This is a genomic window from Caballeronia sp. dw_19, from assembly GCF_018449515.1.
In the GTDB taxonomy this organism is placed as follows: domain Bacteria; phylum Pseudomonadota; class Gammaproteobacteria; order Burkholderiales; family Burkholderiaceae; genus Caballeronia.
Genome location: NZ_JAAVUQ010000030.1, coordinates 1 through 18,160, shown reverse-complemented (window position 1 = coordinate 18,160; position 18,160 = coordinate 1). Strand labels below are relative to the sequence as shown.

The 18,160-nt window shown below is 60.3% G+C and carries 17 protein-coding genes; 6 read left to right on the top strand and 11 right to left on the bottom strand.

Annotated elements, in window-relative coordinates:
• Window positions 1-328: 328 nt before the first annotated feature.
• Window positions 329-3,340 (top strand): ribonucleoside-diphosphate reductase subunit alpha, encoded by a 3,012-nt coding sequence (locus tag HB376_RS29860; RefSeq protein WP_213767286.1) that lies wholly within the window; start codon window positions 329-331, stop codon window positions 3,338-3,340.
• A 409-nt stretch (window positions 3,341-3,749) separates the two neighbouring features.
• Here HB376_RS29860 and HB376_RS29855 read toward each other — a convergent pair whose 3' ends face one another.
• Window positions 3,750-5,147, bottom strand: coding sequence for an MFS transporter (locus HB376_RS29855; protein ID WP_213767285.1), 1,398 nt, complete (start codon window positions 5,145-5,147; stop codon window positions 3,750-3,752).
• A 136-nt stretch (window positions 5,148-5,283) separates the two neighbouring features.
• Between HB376_RS29855 and HB376_RS29850 the strand changes: the two genes are divergently transcribed.
• From HB376_RS29850 to HB376_RS29840, 4 genes are all read left to right on the top strand, one after another.
• A complete protein-coding gene (locus HB376_RS29850) occupies window positions 5,284-5,502 on the top strand; it encodes a DUF3820 family protein (RefSeq protein WP_213767284.1) in 219 nt (72 codons plus the stop codon).
• 764 nt (window positions 5,503-6,266) lie between these two features.
• Window positions 6,267-7,562, top strand: coding sequence for a ribonucleotide-diphosphate reductase subunit beta (locus HB376_RS29845; protein WP_213767283.1), 1,296 nt, complete (start codon window positions 6,267-6,269; stop codon window positions 7,560-7,562).
• A gap of 169 nt (window positions 7,563-7,731) precedes the next feature.
• Window positions 7,732-8,046: a hypothetical protein gene (locus HB376_RS41300; protein WP_255631635.1), complete on the top strand. Its 315-nt coding sequence runs from the start codon at window positions 7,732-7,734 to the stop codon at window positions 8,044-8,046.
• 30 nt (window positions 8,047-8,076) lie between these two features.
• Window positions 8,077-8,793 carry a histone H1-like repetitive region-containing protein gene (locus HB376_RS29840; RefSeq protein ID WP_213767282.1) on the top strand — a complete coding sequence of 239 codons (717 nt, stop codon included), beginning with the start codon at window positions 8,077-8,079 and terminating at the stop codon, window positions 8,791-8,793.
• A gap of 284 nt (window positions 8,794-9,077) precedes the next feature.
• Here HB376_RS29840 and HB376_RS29835 read toward each other — a convergent pair whose 3' ends face one another.
• Together HB376_RS29835 and HB376_RS29830 are read right to left on the bottom strand one after the other, a co-directional pair.
• Complete coding sequence (locus HB376_RS29835) at window positions 9,078-9,554, bottom strand: glycine zipper 2TM domain-containing protein (protein WP_213767281.1); 477 nt, start codon at window positions 9,552-9,554, stop codon at window positions 9,078-9,080.
• A gap of 127 nt (window positions 9,555-9,681) precedes the next feature.
• Window positions 9,682-10,626, bottom strand: a complete 945-nt coding sequence (locus HB376_RS29830) for a PfkB family carbohydrate kinase (protein WP_213767280.1) — start codon at window positions 10,624-10,626, stop codon at window positions 9,682-9,684.
• A 189-nt stretch (window positions 10,627-10,815) separates the two neighbouring features.
• Between HB376_RS29830 and HB376_RS41295 the strand changes: the two genes are divergently transcribed.
• Entirely contained in the window at window positions 10,816-10,944 is a 129-nt protein-coding gene (locus HB376_RS41295; protein ID WP_255631634.1) for a hypothetical protein, read from the top strand.
• On the opposite strand, the gene tpx is transcribed toward HB376_RS41295, so the two are convergent.
• The 8 genes from tpx to HB376_RS29790 form a co-directional block, all read right to left on the bottom strand.
• On the bottom strand, window positions 10,914-11,414 hold the full coding sequence (tpx, locus tag HB376_RS29825; protein WP_213767279.1) for a thiol peroxidase: 501 nt from the start codon (window positions 11,412-11,414) through the stop codon (window positions 10,914-10,916). The genes HB376_RS41295 and tpx overlap by 31 nt on opposite strands.
• 211 nt (window positions 11,415-11,625) lie before the next feature.
• Window positions 11,626-12,954 (bottom strand): zinc-ribbon and DUF3426 domain-containing protein, encoded by a 1,329-nt coding sequence (locus tag HB376_RS29820; protein ID WP_213767278.1) that lies wholly within the window; start codon window positions 12,952-12,954, stop codon window positions 11,626-11,628.
• Between the two features lie 45 nt (window positions 12,955-12,999).
• Entirely contained in the window at window positions 13,000-13,902 is a 903-nt protein-coding gene (gene prmA, locus HB376_RS29815; RefSeq protein WP_213767277.1) for a 50S ribosomal protein L11 methyltransferase, read from the bottom strand.
• 29 nt (window positions 13,903-13,931) lie between these two features.
• Window positions 13,932-15,314: an acetyl-CoA carboxylase biotin carboxylase subunit gene (gene accC, locus HB376_RS29810; protein ID WP_031360758.1), complete on the bottom strand. Its 1,383-nt coding sequence runs from the start codon at window positions 15,312-15,314 to the stop codon at window positions 13,932-13,934.
• Window positions 15,315-15,499: 185 nt separating this feature from the next.
• The gene (gene accB, locus HB376_RS29805) at window positions 15,500-15,976 is read right to left on the bottom strand and encodes an acetyl-CoA carboxylase biotin carboxyl carrier protein (protein ID WP_213767276.1); all 477 of its coding nucleotides are present in this window, start codon (window positions 15,974-15,976) and stop codon (window positions 15,500-15,502) included.
• Window positions 15,977-16,131: 155 nt separating this feature from the next.
• Window positions 16,132-16,632, bottom strand: a complete 501-nt coding sequence (aroQ, locus tag HB376_RS29800; RefSeq protein WP_213767275.1) for a type II 3-dehydroquinate dehydratase — start codon at window positions 16,630-16,632, stop codon at window positions 16,132-16,134.
• Between the two features lie 203 nt (window positions 16,633-16,835).
• Window positions 16,836-17,387, bottom strand: a complete 552-nt coding sequence (locus HB376_RS29795; RefSeq protein ID WP_213767274.1) for a TlpA disulfide reductase family protein — start codon at window positions 17,385-17,387, stop codon at window positions 16,836-16,838.
• Window positions 17,384-18,034, bottom strand: a complete 651-nt coding sequence (locus HB376_RS29790; protein WP_213767273.1) for a UDP-N-acetylmuramate--alanine ligase — start codon at window positions 18,032-18,034, stop codon at window positions 17,384-17,386. The genes HB376_RS29795 and HB376_RS29790 overlap by 4 nt, the downstream gene beginning before the upstream one ends.
• Window positions 18,035-18,160 lie beyond the last annotated feature (126 nt).

The following is an 18,160-nucleotide window of genomic DNA, read 5'->3' as shown; positions in this document are numbered from 1 at the left end:
GCCACTGATTTGTCGCGTAAAAACCGTCGGCATTCAGTTTGAAAGACCGAGGCAAACAGGCGTAGCGGGAGGGGTTGTCTTCATCGGTTTGAAGCGGATCGGGCCATGGAAAAACCATGGACTGAGCGCAAGAACGGCACCGGCAATTTTCCCGACTGAGCCGTTATTCAATTTTCAATTTCATCGTCGTGCGCGGTTGGCAGAGGTAGTAAACAGCAGCAGTGAACAGCAACAAAGCAGCAACAAAGCAGCAACAAGCAGCCGCTACGCACGGCACGCATCTCAATCCGCGGACGTTCCGCACCATCGAACACCTGGAGATTTGCACATGCAAACCACCGACAACACCACGACTTCCTACGAGGGCGCCTCCGTGCGGCCCATCGGCGCGCAGAGTCAGCCGAGCGCCAGCGCGCTCGCGCCGGACGCCACACTGGCCGACTACAAAGTGATCCGCCGCAACGGGACCGTGGTGTCGTTCGAGCCGTCGAAGATCTCCATCGCCGTGACGAAGGCGTTTCTGGCCGTGAACGGCGGCCAGGGCGCAGGCTCGGCGCGCGTGCGCGAACTCGTCGAACAACTGACGCAGAGCGTTATCCGGGCGCTGGTTCGCAGCCGTCCGAACGGCGGTACGTTCCATATTGAAGACATTCAAGATCAAGTCGAACTCGCGCTGATGCGTGGCGGCGAGCACAACGTGGCGCGCGCGTACGTGCTGTATCGCGAGAAGCGCACGCAGGAACGCGCGCACGCACCGGAAACGCGCGCGAATGCGCTTGGCATCAACGTGATCGACAACGGCGTGTCGCATCCGCTGGATCTGGACGCGTTGAAGGCGCGCATCAACGAAGCGTGCGCGAATCTCGGCAGCGAAGTGAGCGCCGATCCGATCGTCGCGGAAACGGTGAAGAACCTGTACGACGGCGTGCCGATGGCGCAAGTCTATGACTCCGCCATTCTCGCCGCGCGCACCATGATCGAAAAGGACCCGGCGTACAGCCAGGTCACCGCGCGTATTTTGCTGCACACCATTCGTCGTGAAATCCTGGAAGAGGACGTCTCGCAGGGCGAGATGGCTACGCGCTACGCTGAATATTTCCCGCTGTTCATCAAGCAGGGCGTGGAAGCGGAACTGCTCGATGAAAAGCTGCAGCAGTACGACTTGAAGCGTCTGGGCGCCGCGCTCGACGCCGACCGCGATCTGCAATTCGGCTATCTCGGCCTACAGACGCTGTATGACCGCTACTTCCTGCACAACGAAACCAAGCGCATCGAACTGCCGCAGGCGTTCTTCATGCGCGTTGCAATGGGTCTGGCGCTGAACGAAATCGACCGCGAAGCACGGGCGATCGAGTTCTACAACGTGCTGTCGAGCTTCGACTTCATGTCGTCCACCCCCACGCTGTTCAACTCCGGCACGCGCCGCTCGCAATTGTCGTCGTGCTATCTGACGACGGTTGCCGACGACCTCGACGGCATCTATGAAGCGCTGAAGGAAAACGCGCTGCTGTCGAAGTTCGCGGGTGGCCTGGGCAATGACTGGACGCGCGTGCGTGCGCTCGGTTCGCACATCAAGGGCACGAACGGCAAGTCGCAAGGCGTGGTGCCGTTCCTGAAAGTCGTGAACGACACGGCCGTCGCGGTGAATCAGGGTGGCAAGCGCAAGGGCGCGGTGTGCGCGTACCTGGAAACGTGGCATCTGGATATCGAAGAATTCCTGGAACTGCGCAAGAACACGGGCGATGACCGTCGCCGCACGCACGACATGAACACGGCGAACTGGATTCCCGACCTGTTCATGAAGCGCGTTCACGAAAACGGCGACTGGACGCTGTTCTCGCCGGCCAACACGCCCGATCTGCATGATTTGTTCGGCGCAGCGTTCGAAAAAGCGTACGTTGCGTATGAAGAGAAGGCGGCACGCGGCGAGCTCAAGCTGTTCAAGAAGGTTCCGGCCGCGCAACTGTGGCGCAAGATGCTGGGCATGCTGTTCGAAACGGGTCACCCGTGGATCACGTTCAAGGATCCATGCAACATCCGTTCGCCGCAGCAGCACGTGGGCGTTGTCCACTCGTCGAACCTGTGCACGGAAATCACGCTGAACACCAGCGACACCGAAATCGCCGTTTGTAATCTCGGCTCGGTGAACCTGGTCGCGCACATGAAGACGCAGGCTGACGGCACGCTCGCGCTCGATCACGACAAGCTCAAGCGCACCGTCAGCGTTGCCATGCGCATGCTCGATAACGTCATCGACATCAATTACTACGCCGTCGCCAAAGCGCGTAATTCGAACCTGAAGCATCGTCCGGTCGGTATGGGCATCATGGGCTTCCAGGACTGCCTGCACTTGCTGCGCACGCCGTATGCGTCGAACGAAGCCGTCGCTTTCGCCGATACCTCCATGGAAGCGGTCTGCTACTACGCTTACTACGCGTCGACGGAACTGGCACAAGAGCGCGGCCGTTATTCGAGCTATCGCGGCTCGCTGTGGGACCGCGGCATTCTCCCGCAAGATTCGCTGAAGCTGCTGGCCGAAGCGCGCGGCGGTTACGTGGAAGTGGACGACAGTTCGTCGATGGACTGGACCGAACTGCGTTCGCGGATCGCCACCTACGGCATGCGCAATTCGAACTGCGTGGCAATCGCTCCGACCGCGACCATTTCGAACATCATCGGCGTATCGGCATGTATCGAGCCGACGTTCCAGAATCTGTATGTGAAGTCGAATCTGTCGGGCGAATTCACGGTCGTGAACGATTACCTGGTGCGTGACCTGAAGGAACGCGGCCTGTGGGACGAAGTGATGGTCTCGGACCTGAAGTACTTCGACGGCACGCTGTCGCGTATCGACCGGGTTCCGGCCGATCTGCGAGCAATCTACGCAACGGCGTTCGAACTGGACGCGACCTGGGTGGTGGAAGCCGCATCGCGCCGTCAGAAGTGGATCGATCAGGCGCAATCGCTGAATATCTATATGGGTGGCGCGTCGGGCAAGAAGCTGGACGAGGTGTACAAGCTGGCGTGGCTGCGCGGTCTGAAGACCACGTATTACCTCCGCACGATGGCCGCCACGCACGTCGAGAAGTCGACGGTCGCTCACGGTCAACTGAACTCGGTGCCTTCGGGTAACTCGGGGAATGGCGAGGGCGGTGCTTCTGGCGCGAACGGCAACGGTTTTGGTTCGCAGGGTTCGCACGGATCGTCGACGGGTGGTTTCAACGCCGCTGCGGTTGCGGCGCCGGCGATTGCCGCTGCGGCCGAAGCAGAAGCCGATGGTCCGGTCTGCATGATGCGTCCGGGCGATGCCGGGTTCGACGAGTGCGAGGCTTGCCAGTAAGAGGGTGGTAAGCGAGAGGCCGATGCAATCGGTCTCTCGCCAGTCAGGTAGTGTTTGAGAGTCGAGGCCGGTACGAGGCGGCTGTTCCTTCCATAACGGAAGGGGCGGCGGGTTCGGAACCGGCCTTTTCTATTTGTGCTCGCCGAGTTCCGGTAGCTCGCGGCGTTTGAAATTTGAGTCGCGGTCCCGAAGCGTTTGCCCTTTCCGCAATCGGCTTGGGCGATCGGATTCGGAGCGAGCCTTTTGTATTTGTATTTACGCTCGTCGAGTTCAGAAGCGTTGCAGCGATTGAAATCAGAAGCCGGCACCGAAGATGCATCGGCTTTTCGACAATGGACCGGGCTGACGAATTCAGGTCGGCCTTCCTATAGGTATCGTCACCGCCGCTTCGAAGCGACGCGCATGCGCGTCACCCCCGTGTTCCCCTCGATATCTCATGCCCCGCGTCGCGTGCCAACTTCGCGGTAATCGGAATCGAAAGAAACGAAAACAATCCGACGACGACGAACGCAGGCCAGAAATCCGACCAGACGATCTGCGGATGTCCCTGCAGGGAATGCGAAATTTGCAGCGCGATTCCACCGATTGTCACGCCCAACCCGAGCGACACCTGCTGGATAAAACTCCCGAGACTCGTCGCACGACCCACATCGCGGCTTTCGATCTCGGCATACGTCAGCGAGTTGAGGCTCGTGAATTGCAACGCCGGGAAAAAACCACCGAGCAGCACGACGGCCCAGATGAGCCACGTCGGTGTGCCCGGATAGAACATGCCGCACGCGGCGATCGCGATGCCCGACAGCGCCGCGTTGACCATCAGCGTCTGCCGAAAGCCGAACCGGTGCAGCACGCGCGACGCGAGCGAGCGCATGAACATGCCGCCAAACGCCGACGCGCAGGTGATCGAACCGGACTTGAACGCGCTCATGCCGAGCCCTTCCTGCATGGCGAGTGGGAGCAGAAATGGCACTGCGCCCAGGCCGATGCGAAACAGCGAGCCGCCCACCACGCTCGCCTGGAACGTCGGCACGCGCAGGAAGCGCAGATCGAGGAGTGGCAGTTTTATGCGTCGCGAGTGCAGTAAATACACGATGAGGAAGGCCACGCCGGCGAGCGTCATGATCGTCGCGGTGAGATCGGAGACCAATTCGCCGCCGATCAGCGAGAGCCCGAGCAGAAACAATGTGCCGCCGCTCGCCGACAAAAAGAAACCGAACCAGTCCAGCGGTCCGGGATGCGGTTCGCGCGCATTACCGATGTAGCGGTTGGTCAGGTAGATGCCAAGGATGCCGATCGGGATGTTGATGAAGAAGATCAGGCGCCAGTGCAGATAGGTGGTGATGAAGCCGCCGAGCAGCGGTCCGACGGCGGGGCCGAACATGGCGGGCACCGAGAGGTAGTTCATCGCGCGGATGAATTCGGAGCGCCGCACGGAGCGGAAGATGATGATCCGGCCGACCGGCACCATCATCGCGCCGCCTACGCCCTGGACGAAGCGCGCGAGCGTGAACGGGATCAGCGAGGTGGACGCCGCGCACAGGATGGAGCCGGCGACGAAGATGCCAATAGCGAGACGGAAGATCGTGCGCGCGCCGAAGCGGTCGGCGACCCAGCCGCAGATCGGGATGAAGACCCCGAGGCCGAGCACATAACTGGTGACGGCGATCTTCAGTGTGACGGGGTCTCGGCCGAAAGCTTTGGCCATTTCGGGGATTGCGGTGACGATGACGTTGGCATCGACGCTTTCCATGAACATCGCGCAGGCGACGATAAGAGGGGCAGCGAAAGCTTTGATGGCTAGCGACATGGAGAACGGAAGGGGATCTCTTCGCGGCGGGAAGCTGGGATTATGGCATCGATATCATGACAGCGACATCGCGAAGTGCCGTGATGAGCGACACTCGAGCGACATCCGGCGACGATAAAACCCGAGGAGAACGACGATGGACCCCGAAGATCTGCAGCGTCTTGTCACGCAGAAGATGCCCTATGGAAAGTACAAGGACCGCTTGATCGCGGACCTGCCCGGCCACTATCTCGCGTGGTTCGCGCGTGAGGGTTTTCCTGCAGGACAACTTGGCCGGCTGCTCGCGCTGATGCACGAAATCGATCACAACAACTTGCGTGAATTACTCACGCCGCTGCGCGGCAAGCGAGGTTGAAAAGGCGTGTGCAAGCGGCCGCTGCCGGGTGATTCATGCGCGCGTCCGCGGTGCCTCCGTGAGCTCGCGGCCGCATTTTCACGCTTGAAATCCGCACTTGCATGACGTATTCGTTTGTACTATAGGTAGTCGTCACAGGCTCAAAACACCCAATATTTTGTGGTTTTGCCTTTGCGATGACGGCGTCGAGTGCTACACTTTCGACATGGAAACGAGACGCGTCAGCGTATCGTTTTCCGCAGCAAGACACGTGTAATCGCGAGCTCGGCGCAACGGTTTTTTTAGAGTGAACAAGCACTCGAAATGCGGGTTGAAGCGGGTCGTCGAAGGTCATGATCCGAAGCTTGGCTCAACCAATTTGAGCGAGTCGCGAGCAGCACTTAACTGGACGATCGCGCGCTGCGCGAAGACGCGGATGCACCAGTTTTCATCGAAGCAATCACGCAGTGAAAGCTATTCGATCTCACGCTTAACGACCACGCTAATTACGCACGCAGGACCACACGCAACACGATTCACAGCAGAGCCGGACGATGCAGCTGCTCCAAGCAAAAGCAACGCTGAAAGAGCTTGAAGAAGCACTGAGCAAGCACTGCATCGAACACGTTCAAAGAGACTTCGCATGAAGCTTCAAGCAGTGAGCTCGACGCAAAGTGTTGTATGCAAGTAGCAGCGTCAACACGAAAACAGGATTTTTATGAGCAAGCTCTTTTATCGCTCATGGAAAGATGGTACAAACCGATCTAAATTGATGGTGAGAATTTATGCTCAACTGGGATGACGAGACCACTGCCGTAACTCCCTCGAACGGTTCGCAACACAACACGTTGCGTAACCCGGCGGGTCAGGTTGCGGGTTTCAGCCAAGCAGTCAGCCAGGCGTCGCGTGCTGCAGCTCCAGTCACTTCGCATGCAGCCACGCAAGTCGCTGGTCATGGCGTTCTTCAAACGACTCATCAAACGGCAGCGGCACCGAATATTTTTGCGAGCGACTTCGTTGCTCCCGCAGCACCCAGCGCCAGCGACATCGCGGCAGCAAGTGCCAAGCGGGTGAATGTGGCGGACAAGCGCATCATCAACGGCAAGACCGACGTGAATCAGCTGGTGCCGTTCAAGTACAAGTGGGCGTGGGAAAAGTATCTGGCGGGTTGTGCAAACCACTGGATGCCGCAGGAAGTGAACATGTCGCGCGACATCGCGCTGTGGAAGGACCCGAACGGCCTCTCCGACGACGAACGCCGGATTGTGAAGCGCAACCTGGGTTTCTTCGTCACGGCCGACTCGCTCGCCGCCAACAACATCGTGCTCGGGACGTATCGCCACATCACGGCGCCCGAGTGCCGGCAGTTCCTGCTGCGCCAGGCGTTCGAGGAAGCGATCCACACGCACGCGTATCAGTACATCGTCGAATCGCTGGGTCTGGACGAGAGCGAAATCTTCAACGCGTATCACGAGGTCGACTCGATCCGCGCGAAGGACGAGTTCCTGATTCCGTTCATCAACACGCTGACCGATCCGGCATTCACCACCGGTACGCTTGAAGCGGACCAGAAATTGCTGAAGTCGCTGATCGTGTTTGCTTGCGTGATGGAAGGGCTCTTCTTCTACGTCGGCTTTACGCAGATCCTGGCGCTGGGTCGTCAGAACAAGATGACGGGCGCAGCCGAGCAGTATCAGTACATCCTGCGCGACGAGTCGATGCACTGCAACTTCGGCATCGACCTGATCAACCAGATCAAGCTTGAAGAACCGCAACTGTGGACGCCGGAATTTCGCGCGGAGATCCGCGAGATCTTCCAGGAAGCCGTCGAACTGGAATACCGGTACGCAGAAGACACGATGCCGCGCGGCGTGCTCGGTCTGAATGCCTCCATGTTCAAGAGCTATTTGCGTTTCATCTGTAATCGTCGTTGCCAGCAGATCGGCCTCGACCCGCTGTTCCCGAACGAAGAAAATCCGTTCCCGTGGATGAGCGAGATGATCGACTTGAAGAAGGAACGCAACTTCTTCGAGACGCGAGTGATTGAGTATCAGACCGGCGGCGCGCTGACCTGGGAATAAGCGAATCAGCGTCAGCCAGCGGCAATGGACGCATTGCCGCAACGAATCAAAGCAGACCAGGCGCCCGCAGAGGGCGCCGAGTAGACGGGATGAATGGCAAACCGGCGCCATTGCGTGCGATCAAGATTGCGCGCGCGCCGGCCAACAGGTTTAGGAGAACGGTCGCCTGATGCAAAGTGCGCCTTGTGGCTTAACCGCCCAAAAAGATGACAGGCGTTTTGCGGACCCTTCAGTGGGACGGGCAAACTTCCCCCCGAAATATGCCGTCGGCAGCGCCGACGGCCCGATCAAGCGATTGCTGGCACCTTCTTCTGGTGCTGACTTAATTTGGCGCGCGGTGCCTTGTGGCACTGCGCGCCTTGCCGTATTCATTAGCGTAAGCAGGCTCCATCAGCGTACGCCGATGAATAATCCGCTTCGCAGCGTGCGTCCTGAGAAGCCCACGCGGGAAGCGGGTTTTGACGAAGGGTGTTGTTTGAACTGACTCTCATCTTGAAACCTGAAGGAGAAAATGATGGCATTAGCCAAGAAATCCGTCGCAAAGAAAGCTGCAGCGAAACCGGCTGTTAAGAAAACGGCTGCCAAGAAGGCAACGGTAGCGAAGAAGGCACCGGCTGCGAAGAAAGTTGCAGTGAAGAAGGTTGCAGCCAAGAAAGTCGCAGTGAAGAAGGTTGCGGCGAAGAAGGTTGCAGCCAAGAAGGTCGCTGCTAAGAAGGCGCCGGCGAAGAAAGTTGCCGCCAAGAAAGTTGCAGTGAAGAAGGTTGCAGCCAAGAAGGCGCCTGCGAAGAAGGCAGCGGCCAAGAAGGTTGCCGCCAAGAAGGCGCCTGCTAAAAAGGCTGCTGCTAAAAAGGCGCCTGCCAAGAAGGCTGCGGCCAAGAAGGCCCCCGCCAAAAAGGCTGCCGCTAAAAAGGCCGCTGCTAAAAAGGCGCCTGCTAAGAAGGCACCTGCCAAAAAGGCGGCCGCCAAGAAGGCTGCGCCCGCCAAGAAGGCTGCCCCTGCTGCGAAGAAGGCTGCTGTAGCTGCTGCTCCGGTAGCGGTTCCTGCTCCTGCTGCAGCGCCCGCTCCGGTTGCTAAAAAGGCTCCGGCCAAGAAGGCTGCCGCTGCGAAGAAGACGGCTGCTGTAGCACCGGCGACGGCAACGACACCTGCAGCGCCGGCCCCGGCTGCAACGGTCAAGACGGCATTGAATCCGGCCGCTGCATGGCCGTTCCCGACGGGCAGCCGTCCGTAAGCGCAGGCTGTAACGCAGTACTTCGACACACGCGATGTGTCTCGTGACCGTGTAGTGCTACGCGGTCCAAACCCGCTCCCGGTGGTTGCCGGCAGCGGGTTTTTTTATCGACCGTCGTCATATGTAGACATGTAGCGGAGCAGCGCCGCTGCGTGCTCTCAGCATTCCCACGTGAGACGCACACCCGGCTCGCGGACGAAAAAAAAGCGCATGCGACCGAAGGCACACGCGCTTTTCTCCCACCCCGGCAAGACCGATTCGATCACGCCGGCACTTCATCCGCGCTAGTGCGTCACTCGCGTCACACCGCCGCTGGAAAGCAACCGAACCCGCTCGCCGGCCTGGAACACTTCACCGGTTGCGGTTTGCGTAATGGCGCGCATGTCGCCGTTATCCAGGCGCACGGTGATCTCCAGTCCGTTCTGCACGGCGACGCCGTTCTCGACAGCATTGCCCGCCACCGCACCCACAATCCCACCGATAATCCCTGTCACGATCGAGCCATTCCCGCCGCCGAGCGCGCTGCCTGCCACCGCACCCAGCGCACCGCCGCCGATAGCGCCAAGCCCACTAGGCTGGCCGTTGTTCGTGCTGATCTTCACGCCGCGCACGCTGTCGACGGTACCCATGCGGACCGTCTCTTCGCGCTGGGCTTGCGACGCGGTGTACACATCGGGCGAACTGCTGTTATAGGCGCATCCCGTCATGACGACGGAGCTAAAAAGCGCTGCTATCAGCGCCATACGACTTGTTATCTTCATTCTTCACTCCACAAAATTACGGCAGGCCGTTGCTTGAAAAAGCCAACGGCCTGCCGGTACATGTCATTGCCGAAGCGTCGTTCAAATTCGCTTCAATGACGCATTTCAACCTTCTTCACTGCACTGCTTAAAACCCTGGGAGCGCCGAACCAAACGCCTGCTCGAAGCGCTCGCCGATCTCGGCACGGGAGGGCGCATACGTCTGCGGTCCCTGATGTTCGATTTTCAGCGCACCCATCAGGCTGGCGAGACGGCCTGTTTTTGCCCAGCCCAGCTTGTTCTCGATGCCATACAGCAAGCCACCGCGGAACGCGTCGCCGCAACCGGTCGGATCGACGACTTTCTGCGCCGTCACGGCCGGAATTTCTTCGATACCTTCAGCGTGCAAAATCTGCGCACCGTGTTCGCCGCGCGTAATCACGAGTGCTTCGACGCGGCTCAAGATGTCGTCGATCGACCAGCCGGTCTTGTTGCTCAACAATTTCGCCTCGTAATCGTTGACTGCCACGTATGTGGCAAGTTCAATCATGCGACGAAGTTCCACACCTTCGAGAATCGGCAGGCCCTGACCCGGATCGAAGACGAAGGGCACGCCCGCTGCCGCCAGTTCCTCGACGTGCTGACGCATGCCATCAGCGCCGTCCGGTGCAACGATGCCCAGCGTGACGCCCTTGGTTTCGCCGGCGTGGTTCAGGTGCGAATCCATCATCGCCCCCGGATGGAACGCGGTGATCTGGTTGTTCCCGAGATCGGTGGTGATGAAGCATTGCGCCGAGTGCTGGTCGGGCAGCACGCGCACATATTCCCTCGACAAACCCAGCGCATCGAAACGATCGAGATAAAGCTGGGCGTCGGCTTCGCCGAGCGTCGCCATGATCTTCGCGTCGCCGCCGAGCAGGTTCAGCGCGTACGCAATGTTGCCCGCGCAGCCGCCGAAGTTGCGCCGCATCGTGGGGACGAGGAAGCTGATGTTCAACTGATGCACCTGGTCCGGCAGGATGTGGTCGCCGAAGCGGCCCTGGAAAGTCATGATGTTGTCGTAGGCGAGCGAGCCGCAGATAAGCGTAGACACTGGCGAATTCCCTGAAAGTAGATCTATGAAAGCGTCGATGAAAGTGCGCGCAGGCTTGAGTTACCGTGCATGCCTGCATGAAACGCTGCGCATTCGTCACGCGGCGGGTGTTCCACCCCGTCACGGATGCGCATTGCCGCTTGACCGCCGTGGCGGGTTGAACCCGTCACGGCTGACTGAATAACTGTCGTGCTTCAGATGTTCCGGCGCGGCGAGGCGCGGATCGAGATGCAGCTCGCCGCCGCTCGGGAAGAGGCAGGCCGCAACCGGCCTGCGTTCTTCGATGCTTACTTCAACGCGGCCAGCGCTGCATCGTAGTTCGGCTCGTTCTTGATTTCCGGCACGAGTTCCGAGTACAGCACCTTGTCGTTTTCATCGATCACGACCACTGCGCGCGCCGTCAGGCCCGTCAGCGGTCCGCTCGTGACATCGACGCCGTAGGCCTTCGCGAAGTCATGGCCGCGGAACGTCGATGCCGTCACCACGTTCTCGATACCTTCCGTCGTGCAGAAGCGCGTTGCCGCGAAGGGCAGGTCGCCCGAGACGACCACGACCACCGTGTTGTCGAGTCCGGCAGCGGCCACGTTGAACTTGCGCGTGGAGGTGGCGCACGTCGGCGTGTCGAGGCTCGGCACGATGTTCAGCACCTTGCGCTTGCCAGCGAAACTCGCCAGCGTCAGATTGCCCAGATCCTTGCCGACCAGGGTGAAATCGGCTGCTTTTGCGCCGGCTGCCGGGAACGTGCCTGCCACTTCGATCGGGTTGCCACCGAGGGTAACTTGGCTCATGTCTACTCCAGAAAGTGTCTGATGTTCAGGGAATATGCGCGTCGCTCGACCGGGGACGGACGAGAGACACGCGCGGAAAAAAACGACTGACTGATCACAGGGCACGCGCAGAAAACGCGTAGAAAACGGTTAAGCGTAAAAACGTGAAAGCGGACGCTGAAGCAGACGCGCATCAACAGACCGGCCAAAGCAGGCGCGTGTCACGGACAAATCAGGGATAAAAAATCTGCACGCGATAATTCGCCGCGACCGCGTCGCCGGTATCGAGTCGGACGATCACGGGCTGCGTACTGCGCGCGGCGAGACCTGCGCCGATCACCGTGCCCGGACGCGCATAGTCTTGCGGCCACAGGACACGCCGGATCGCGACGTTGTTCTTGTCGTCGAGGAGGGTGAGCTCCAGCGCCGGATAGGCGATCGCCACGTCGAAGCGATTGCGTAGCGAGAGTTTCAGTTCAAGCTTGTGTGATCCGTCCACCTGGCGCAGACCAGAGTTCTCGATCTGCAGGCCATCGATATCCCTCGGCGGCGCGACCACGCAGCCAATCTGCTCGCACGCTTGCGCGAAGAGCGGCTGCGAGGCGGGCCAGTAGACCATCACGGTCTCCCGTTGCCACCAGGCGACCTGCGCGATCAACGCGACAAACAGCACGAGCGCGATCAACGAGCCGAGGATCTTCCACACGATTCCCGAACGGGCTGGCGCGCGCGTTTCACGGATAACGGGGAACGGCTCGGAAGCAGGTTCGGACGATGCAGCCGCGCCGCCAAAACTTGGCTCGGCCGGGCCTGTTGCCCACGGCGCAGCGGGCGTGGTGCCGAGGGGGGCTGGTTCGGAGCGGGTGGTTGTATCGACTGGGCGGCGCGGCGCGGGCGTTTCCGGCTCCGCACGCGGGGCGCTCCAGCCGACGAACGGTTCTGTGCGTGATTCAGCGCGTGACTCGTTAAGCGCTTCGCTTTCAGTGCGGCCAATGAAGGGATCCGCGCGCGATTCCTTCAGCGAATCGCCTTCGTTACGGCCCACGAAAGAATCGGCGCGCGGGTCGGCGCGAGCGGGAGCGTCGGCGGGTGCATCAGCTTGTGCGTCCGCCTCAGCGCGATTGACCGCTTGCCACGGGAATTCAGTGCGTCCTTCTCCCGGAAAATCGCTGTCCGCGCGCGTGCGCGAAACCGCTTCAGCGGCAGCGAGCCCCGCGAGCGGTTCAGCGCGCGTAACCGGAGGGTGTTGCGCTTCGATCTGAGGCGCGAGGGCGGTAGTGGGGACGAACGGGTGCAGAGGGATGCCCAGTGCGTCGCGCTTGTCGGCGGAAACCTCTGCACTCGACTTCTCTGCCCACGGGCTTGCCGGATCTACGCCGTAATTAGGCGCGGTTGCGGCCAGCGCGGCCATGACGGTTTCGTCGCGGTCGAACTGGTAATGAGCGGCGTCGAAGATTTCCTGGCAATGACCGCACCGCACGCGGCCGTCGTGCGGCGCGAGCAAATGCGGGTCCAGACGGAAAACCGTTTCGCAGTGGGGACAGCGGGTTGCCAGCGCCATATGTAGCCGAAGGCCAGAGGCCGGTAGATGGACGATGGCGCTATTCTAAAGGCTTTCGCGGCGGGTACCGGCAAGACACCCCCAGCCTTCGTGTTCCCGCCATACGCTGATGTCGATCCAGCGTGCGTAGACCGCGGCAACTTCGTCGGCCTGGCGCGCCAGAATGCCTGATAACGCAATGCGTCCACCCGGTTTGACGCGTGTGGAAAGCATCGACGCCATCAGCTTCAGCGGGTTCGACAGAATGTTCGCGACCACGATGTCGAATTGCCCTTCGGCGAGATCGGCGGGCAAGCCGTAGGTGACATCGGCGTGATTGCGCTCGCTGTTCTGACGCGCGGATTCCACCGCTTGCGGATCGATATCGATACCAATCACCGGGTTCGCGCCGCATTTCTTCGCCAGGATCGCGAGGATGCCGGAACCGCAACCGTAATCGAGTACGGACTGGTTCGGTTCAACCGACTGCTCCAGCCATTCCATGCACAGCCGCGTAGTCGGATGGCTGCCGGTACCGAACGCGAGACCTGGATCAAGTTCGAGCACGAGTGCATCCGGATCGGGCGCTGCATGCCACGAGGGCACGACCCAGATCCGCTTGCCGATAGGAATAGGATCGAACTGGGATTGCGTGAGGCGCACCCAGTCCTGATCTTCGACATCGCGCAGCGTGAAGGCCGGCGTGTCTTTCAAGCCTATTTCATTGGCCGCCGCCGCAAGCAGCACGGCGGGGTCGGCGGCGTCCGCCAGAAGGGCGACTACGCGCGAGCGGTTCCACGCCTTCTGGTCCGGCGTGAGGCCGGGTTCGCCGAACAGAGGCTGCTCGTCGGGAGTATCGGCGTCGGCGTCTTCCACCGAAACCGACAGCGCGCCCAACTCCAGCAGCGCATCCGACAACGCTTCCGCGTGTTCCCGGTCCAGCTCGGCGATCAATTCCCGGTAGCTCATCTTGAAGCCTTACTTATTGCGTTGTTGCATTATTGCGCCGCGTCTTCCGCAGCGACGGCAGCTGCCGCCTTGCGCGCGGCGAGCTTGTTTTCGAGGTAGTGAATGCTCGTGCCGCCTTCGACGAACTTCGCGTCAATCATCATCTCGCGATGCAGCGGGATGTTGGTCGAAATGCCTTCCACGACCATTTCCGATAACGCAATGCGCATGCGGTTGATCGCCTGCTCGCGGGTCGCGCCATACGAGATCAGCTTGCCGATCATCGAATCGTAGTTCGGCGGCACGAAATAGCCGTTGTACGCATGCGAATCGACACGAATTCCCGGACCGCCCGGCATATGCCACGACGTCAACCGTCCCGGCGACGGCGTGAACTTGAACGGATCTTCCGCGTTGATCCGGCATTCGATCGCGTGACCGCGAAACACGATGTCCTTCTGGCGGAACGCGAGCTTTTCGCCGGCAGCAATACGGATCTGTTCCTGCACGATATCCACGCCGGTAATCAGCTCCGTCACCGGATGTTCGACCTGCACGCGCGTGTTCATTTCGATGAAATAGAACTCGTTGTTCTCGTACAGGAATTCGAACGTACCCGCGCCGAGATAGCCCATCTTCTTGCAGGCGTCGGCGCAACGATCGCCAATGCGCTCGATCAGGCGTCGCGCAATACCCGGCGCCGGCGCTTCTTCAATCACCTTCTGGTGACGGCGCTGCGTGGAGCAATCGCGTTCGCCCAGCCAGATTGCGTTACGGAACGAATCGGCGAGGATCTGGATTTCAATGTGCCGCGGGTTCTCCAGGAATTTCTCCATGTAGACCTGCGGGTTACCGAATGCACGGCCGGCTTCTTCGCGGGTCATGTTAACCGCGTTAACCAGCGCCGCTTCGGTGTGCACGACGCGCATGCCGCGACCACCGCCGCCGCCCGCTGCCTTGATGATCACCGGATAACCCACGGCGCGTGCAATCTTCACGATTTCCTTCGGATCGTCGGGCAATGCGCCTTCGGAACCCGGGACGCACGGCACGCCCGTCTTGATCATCGTTTGCTTGGCGGAGACTTTGTCACCCATCAAGCGGATGGTTTCAGGACGCGGTCCGATGAACGTGAAGCCGGATTGCTCCACACGCTCCGCAAAGTCCGCGTTCTCTGACAAGAAACCGTAGCCGGGGTGGATCGCTTCGGCGTCGGTGACTTCGGCGGCGCTGATCAGCGCCGGCATGTTGAGGTAGCTGAGGTTGGACGGAGCCGGTCCGATACAGACGGCTTCATCGGCCAATTTCACGTACTTGGCTTCTTTATCGGCTTCCGAATAGACGATGACCGTCTTGACGCCTAGTTCGCGGCACGCGCGCTGGATTCGAAGCGCGATTTCACCACGGTTCGCAATGAGGATTTTTTCAAACATAGCAAGGTTTCGACTCATCGATGGAACACCGGGACGGTTGCCCGCGGCGGTCCTGGGAGATCGGCGGCGCGTCTCGCCGGTTAGCCAAAAGAAATCAGGCTAGGCTGGCGAGCGCCCGGGTACTGCGGCCACCGGCTGGGCGCATGACGACTGACTGCGCTTTCATCCGGCGGCATCGCGGGAAATCAATCGCCGATCAAGAACAGCGGCTGACCGTACTCGACAGCCTGGCCGTTTTCGACCAGGATTTCCTTCACGATGCCCGACTTGTCCGACTCGATTTCATTCAACAGCTTCATTGCTTCGATGATGCAAAGCGTCTGGCCTTCCTTGACGGTGTCTCCGACTTGCACGAAAGCGTCGGCGCCCGGCGACGGCGCGCGGTAGAACGAGCCGACCATCGGCGAGGTCACCACGTGACCTTGCGGCACGACGGCGGCGGGCGTAGCCGGCGCGGCGGCGCCCGCATTGCCTGCTTCGCCCGGCGGGCCGTATTGCGGCGCTTGCTGCATCGGTTGCTGCATGTACTGCGGAGCCTGCATGTAGACCGGCGCGGCATTCTTGACGATGCGAACCTTGCCTTCGCCTTCGGTGACTTCCAGCTCCGAGATGCCGGATTCCGAGACGAGGTCGATAAGAGTTTTAAGTTTACGAAGGTCCATCGAAAATTCCCCTTTCAATGCTTGGTGACCGGAAGCTTTTTCCGGTGCTTGACTTGGTAGTTGGGCGCCGCCGATGGGAGCGTTGTCCGATGTTGCGGACGCGCGCTCCGCATCACGTTGTGCGAGCAGTTCAATTGCCTTGAGCGGATCGCGGCTCAAGCGCGTGGCTTTTCAGCTGACTGCTCAGCCGGCTTCGCAGCAAGCTTTACAGCAGCATTCGCAGCAAGACGCTCGAGGGCGAAGTCGAGCGCGTACAGATAGCCTTTCCAGCCCAGGCCGCAAATCACGGCTTCGGCCAGATCGGAGAAATAGGAGTGGTGCCGGAAAGCTTCCCGCTTGTGCACGTTCGACAAGTGAATCTCGATGAACGGCAGCGCCACGCCTGCGAGGGCATCGCGGATTGCGACGCTCGTGTGCGTATAGGCAGCGGGATTGATCAGCACGAAGTCCACCTGTTCGGTCCGCGCTTGCTGAATGCGGTCCACGATCGCGCCTTCATGATTGCTTTGAAACGAAGACAATTCCGCGCCGGCCGCCTCTGCCTTCTCTGCGAGGGCCTTATCGATTTCTGCGAGCGTTACCCGACCGTAGACATCCGGTTCGCGGGTGCCGAGCAGATTAAGATTTGGGCCGTGCAGGACCAGCAGTCGTGACATAGTGGCTTTGGTTTGTGCGGAGTTGGGCGCACTTTAGCGCCCTTTAGAGAATTTTGTCTAGTTTCACGACCCGCCCGGGGCCCGGATCAGGGGGCGGGGAAGGACGTATTCGCGTATTTTGCACGTATTTTCGTGCAAAGTTTCTTGAAATGACGGCATCTCCCCGCGATCGATATCGATTTGCGGAGGATCAAACGGCCGTCTTACAAGGCGTCGAGCGTTGCTTTCAGCTCTTTTGGATCGACTTCGCCGAGTTTTGTCGAGCGAATCACCCCTTTCGCGTCGATGACGACGGTGAACGGCAGCGCGCCCACGTTATTGCCGAAACTGCGGGCAAGATCGGCTCCGCCGAAGCCCGCGATGTAGATTGGGTAATCGACGGGTACCTTCTGAAGAAAGGCGTTGACGTTTTTCTCGGAATCGACGCCGAGGCCAATAAACGTGATGCCTTTCTTCTCATATTCCCGATGCAGCGCCGCGAGTGTCGGCATTTCCTTCACGCAGGGACCGCACCACGACGCCCAGAAGTTCACCACCACGGGTTTGCCTTTGAATGAGGCAAGTGCTTGCTGCGTGCCTGCGGCGGTTTGCACCTGTGCTTTCCAGAGTTCATCGACTGCGTTGCCGCTTGGTTTCGATGTGGCTTCTGCTGCCTGGCTCGTTTCGCCGCCCATCATCAGATGGCTGGCGTAGAAACCGCCGCCGGTTGCCGCGATGGCGATAACGAGGGCGGCAACAATACGCATGGAATTCATAGAGAGGGTGCCAGTGTGGGGGCGGGGGGCTCGTCGAGCAATGCGCGCACGGCGGCGGCGCTTGCGCGGGCGAGTTTGCCTCGGCCGTCCGCGCGGACGGCGCCGCGCAGGTCGTTGGTGTCGTAGAGCGCGATGTGAATGCCCATGGGTTCTTCGTCGCGCGAGGGGCGCATCAGGAAGCTCAGGGTTTCGACGTAGCCGCGGCCGGCGAAATGCCGGGTTTCCGATACGTCGTATTGAACGTTCGCGTTCAGCAGGTAAATAGCGACTTCCTTGGGGTTATCGCAGAAGCATTGCAGGTGGATGTCCGAGTGTTCGCCAGCTGTGCCGTTTAGCACGGCGCCGGTCAGGTACGGGTTGAATGGCTGGAGACGTTGCATCCATTCGAATGCGACTTCGCGCATGCGCCGCAGGACGGCTGGTTGGCTTTCGCTTTGGAAGATTGCCTGGTATTCGCGGATTTCATCTTCGATCTGACCGTTATCGGGGAGCCATTCGCCGGCAATGCGTGTTTCGCCGACGACCTGGCGGGCGGCTTTGCGCTTCGCGGTGGAATAGTCGAGGCCGTCTTCGGCGATTAGCCGCGCCGCCGCGATGGCGATTTCTTCGCGCACGCGCTGCGGATCGAAATGTGATTTGCGAATCATGGGGGGATGATACCGGAGATGGGTTTTCGTTCGCACTCGGGGGGCTGGGGGCTGGTTGCTGGGTTTCGGCGTTTGCGGTCGGGGTTGATGCTGGGGTGGTGGTTTTGGGGTTAGCGGTCGGGGTCT

Excerpts from the sequence above, each read along its gene's own strand:
- HB376_RS29860 (WP_213767286.1), top strand. The coding sequence starts at position 329 with ATGCAAACCACCGACAACACCACGACTTCCTACGAGGGCGCCTCCGTG.
- HB376_RS29855 (WP_213767285.1), bottom strand. The coding sequence starts at position 5,147 with ATGTCGCTAGCCATCAAAGCTTTCGCTGCCCCTCTTATCGTCGCCTGC.
- HB376_RS29850 (WP_213767284.1), top strand. The coding sequence starts at position 5,284 with ATGGACCCCGAAGATCTGCAGCGTCTTGTCACGCAGAAGATGCCCTAT.
- HB376_RS29845 (WP_213767283.1), top strand. The coding sequence starts at position 6,267 with ATGCTCAACTGGGATGACGAGACCACTGCCGTAACTCCCTCGAACGGT.
- HB376_RS41300 (WP_255631635.1), top strand. The coding sequence starts at position 7,732 with ATGCAAAGTGCGCCTTGTGGCTTAACCGCCCAAAAAGATGACAGGCGT.
- HB376_RS29840 (WP_213767282.1), top strand. The coding sequence starts at position 8,077 with ATGGCATTAGCCAAGAAATCCGTCGCAAAGAAAGCTGCAGCGAAACCG.
- HB376_RS29835 (WP_213767281.1), bottom strand. The coding sequence starts at position 9,554 with ATGAAGATAACAAGTCGTATGGCGCTGATAGCAGCGCTTTTTAGCTCC.
- tpx (WP_213767279.1), bottom strand. The coding sequence starts at position 11,414 with ATGAGCCAAGTTACCCTCGGTGGCAACCCGATCGAAGTGGCAGGCACG.
- HB376_RS29820 (WP_213767278.1), bottom strand. The coding sequence starts at position 12,954 with ATGGCGCTGGCAACCCGCTGTCCCCACTGCGAAACGGTTTTCCGTCTG.
- prmA (WP_213767277.1), bottom strand. The coding sequence starts at position 13,902 with ATGAGCTACCGGGAATTGATCGCCGAGCTGGACCGGGAACACGCGGAA.
- accC (WP_031360758.1), bottom strand. The coding sequence starts at position 15,314 with ATGTTTGAAAAAATCCTCATTGCGAACCGTGGTGAAATCGCGCTTCGA.
- accB (WP_213767276.1), bottom strand. The coding sequence starts at position 15,976 with ATGGACCTTCGTAAACTTAAAACTCTTATCGACCTCGTCTCGGAATCC.
- aroQ (WP_213767275.1), bottom strand. The coding sequence starts at position 16,632 with ATGTCACGACTGCTGGTCCTGCACGGCCCAAATCTTAATCTGCTCGGC.
- HB376_RS29795 (WP_213767274.1), bottom strand. The coding sequence starts at position 17,387 with ATGAATTCCATGCGTATTGTTGCCGCCCTCGTTATCGCCATCGCGGCA.
- HB376_RS29790 (WP_213767273.1), bottom strand. The coding sequence starts at position 18,034 with ATGATTCGCAAATCACATTTCGATCCGCAGCGCGTGCGCGAAGAAATC.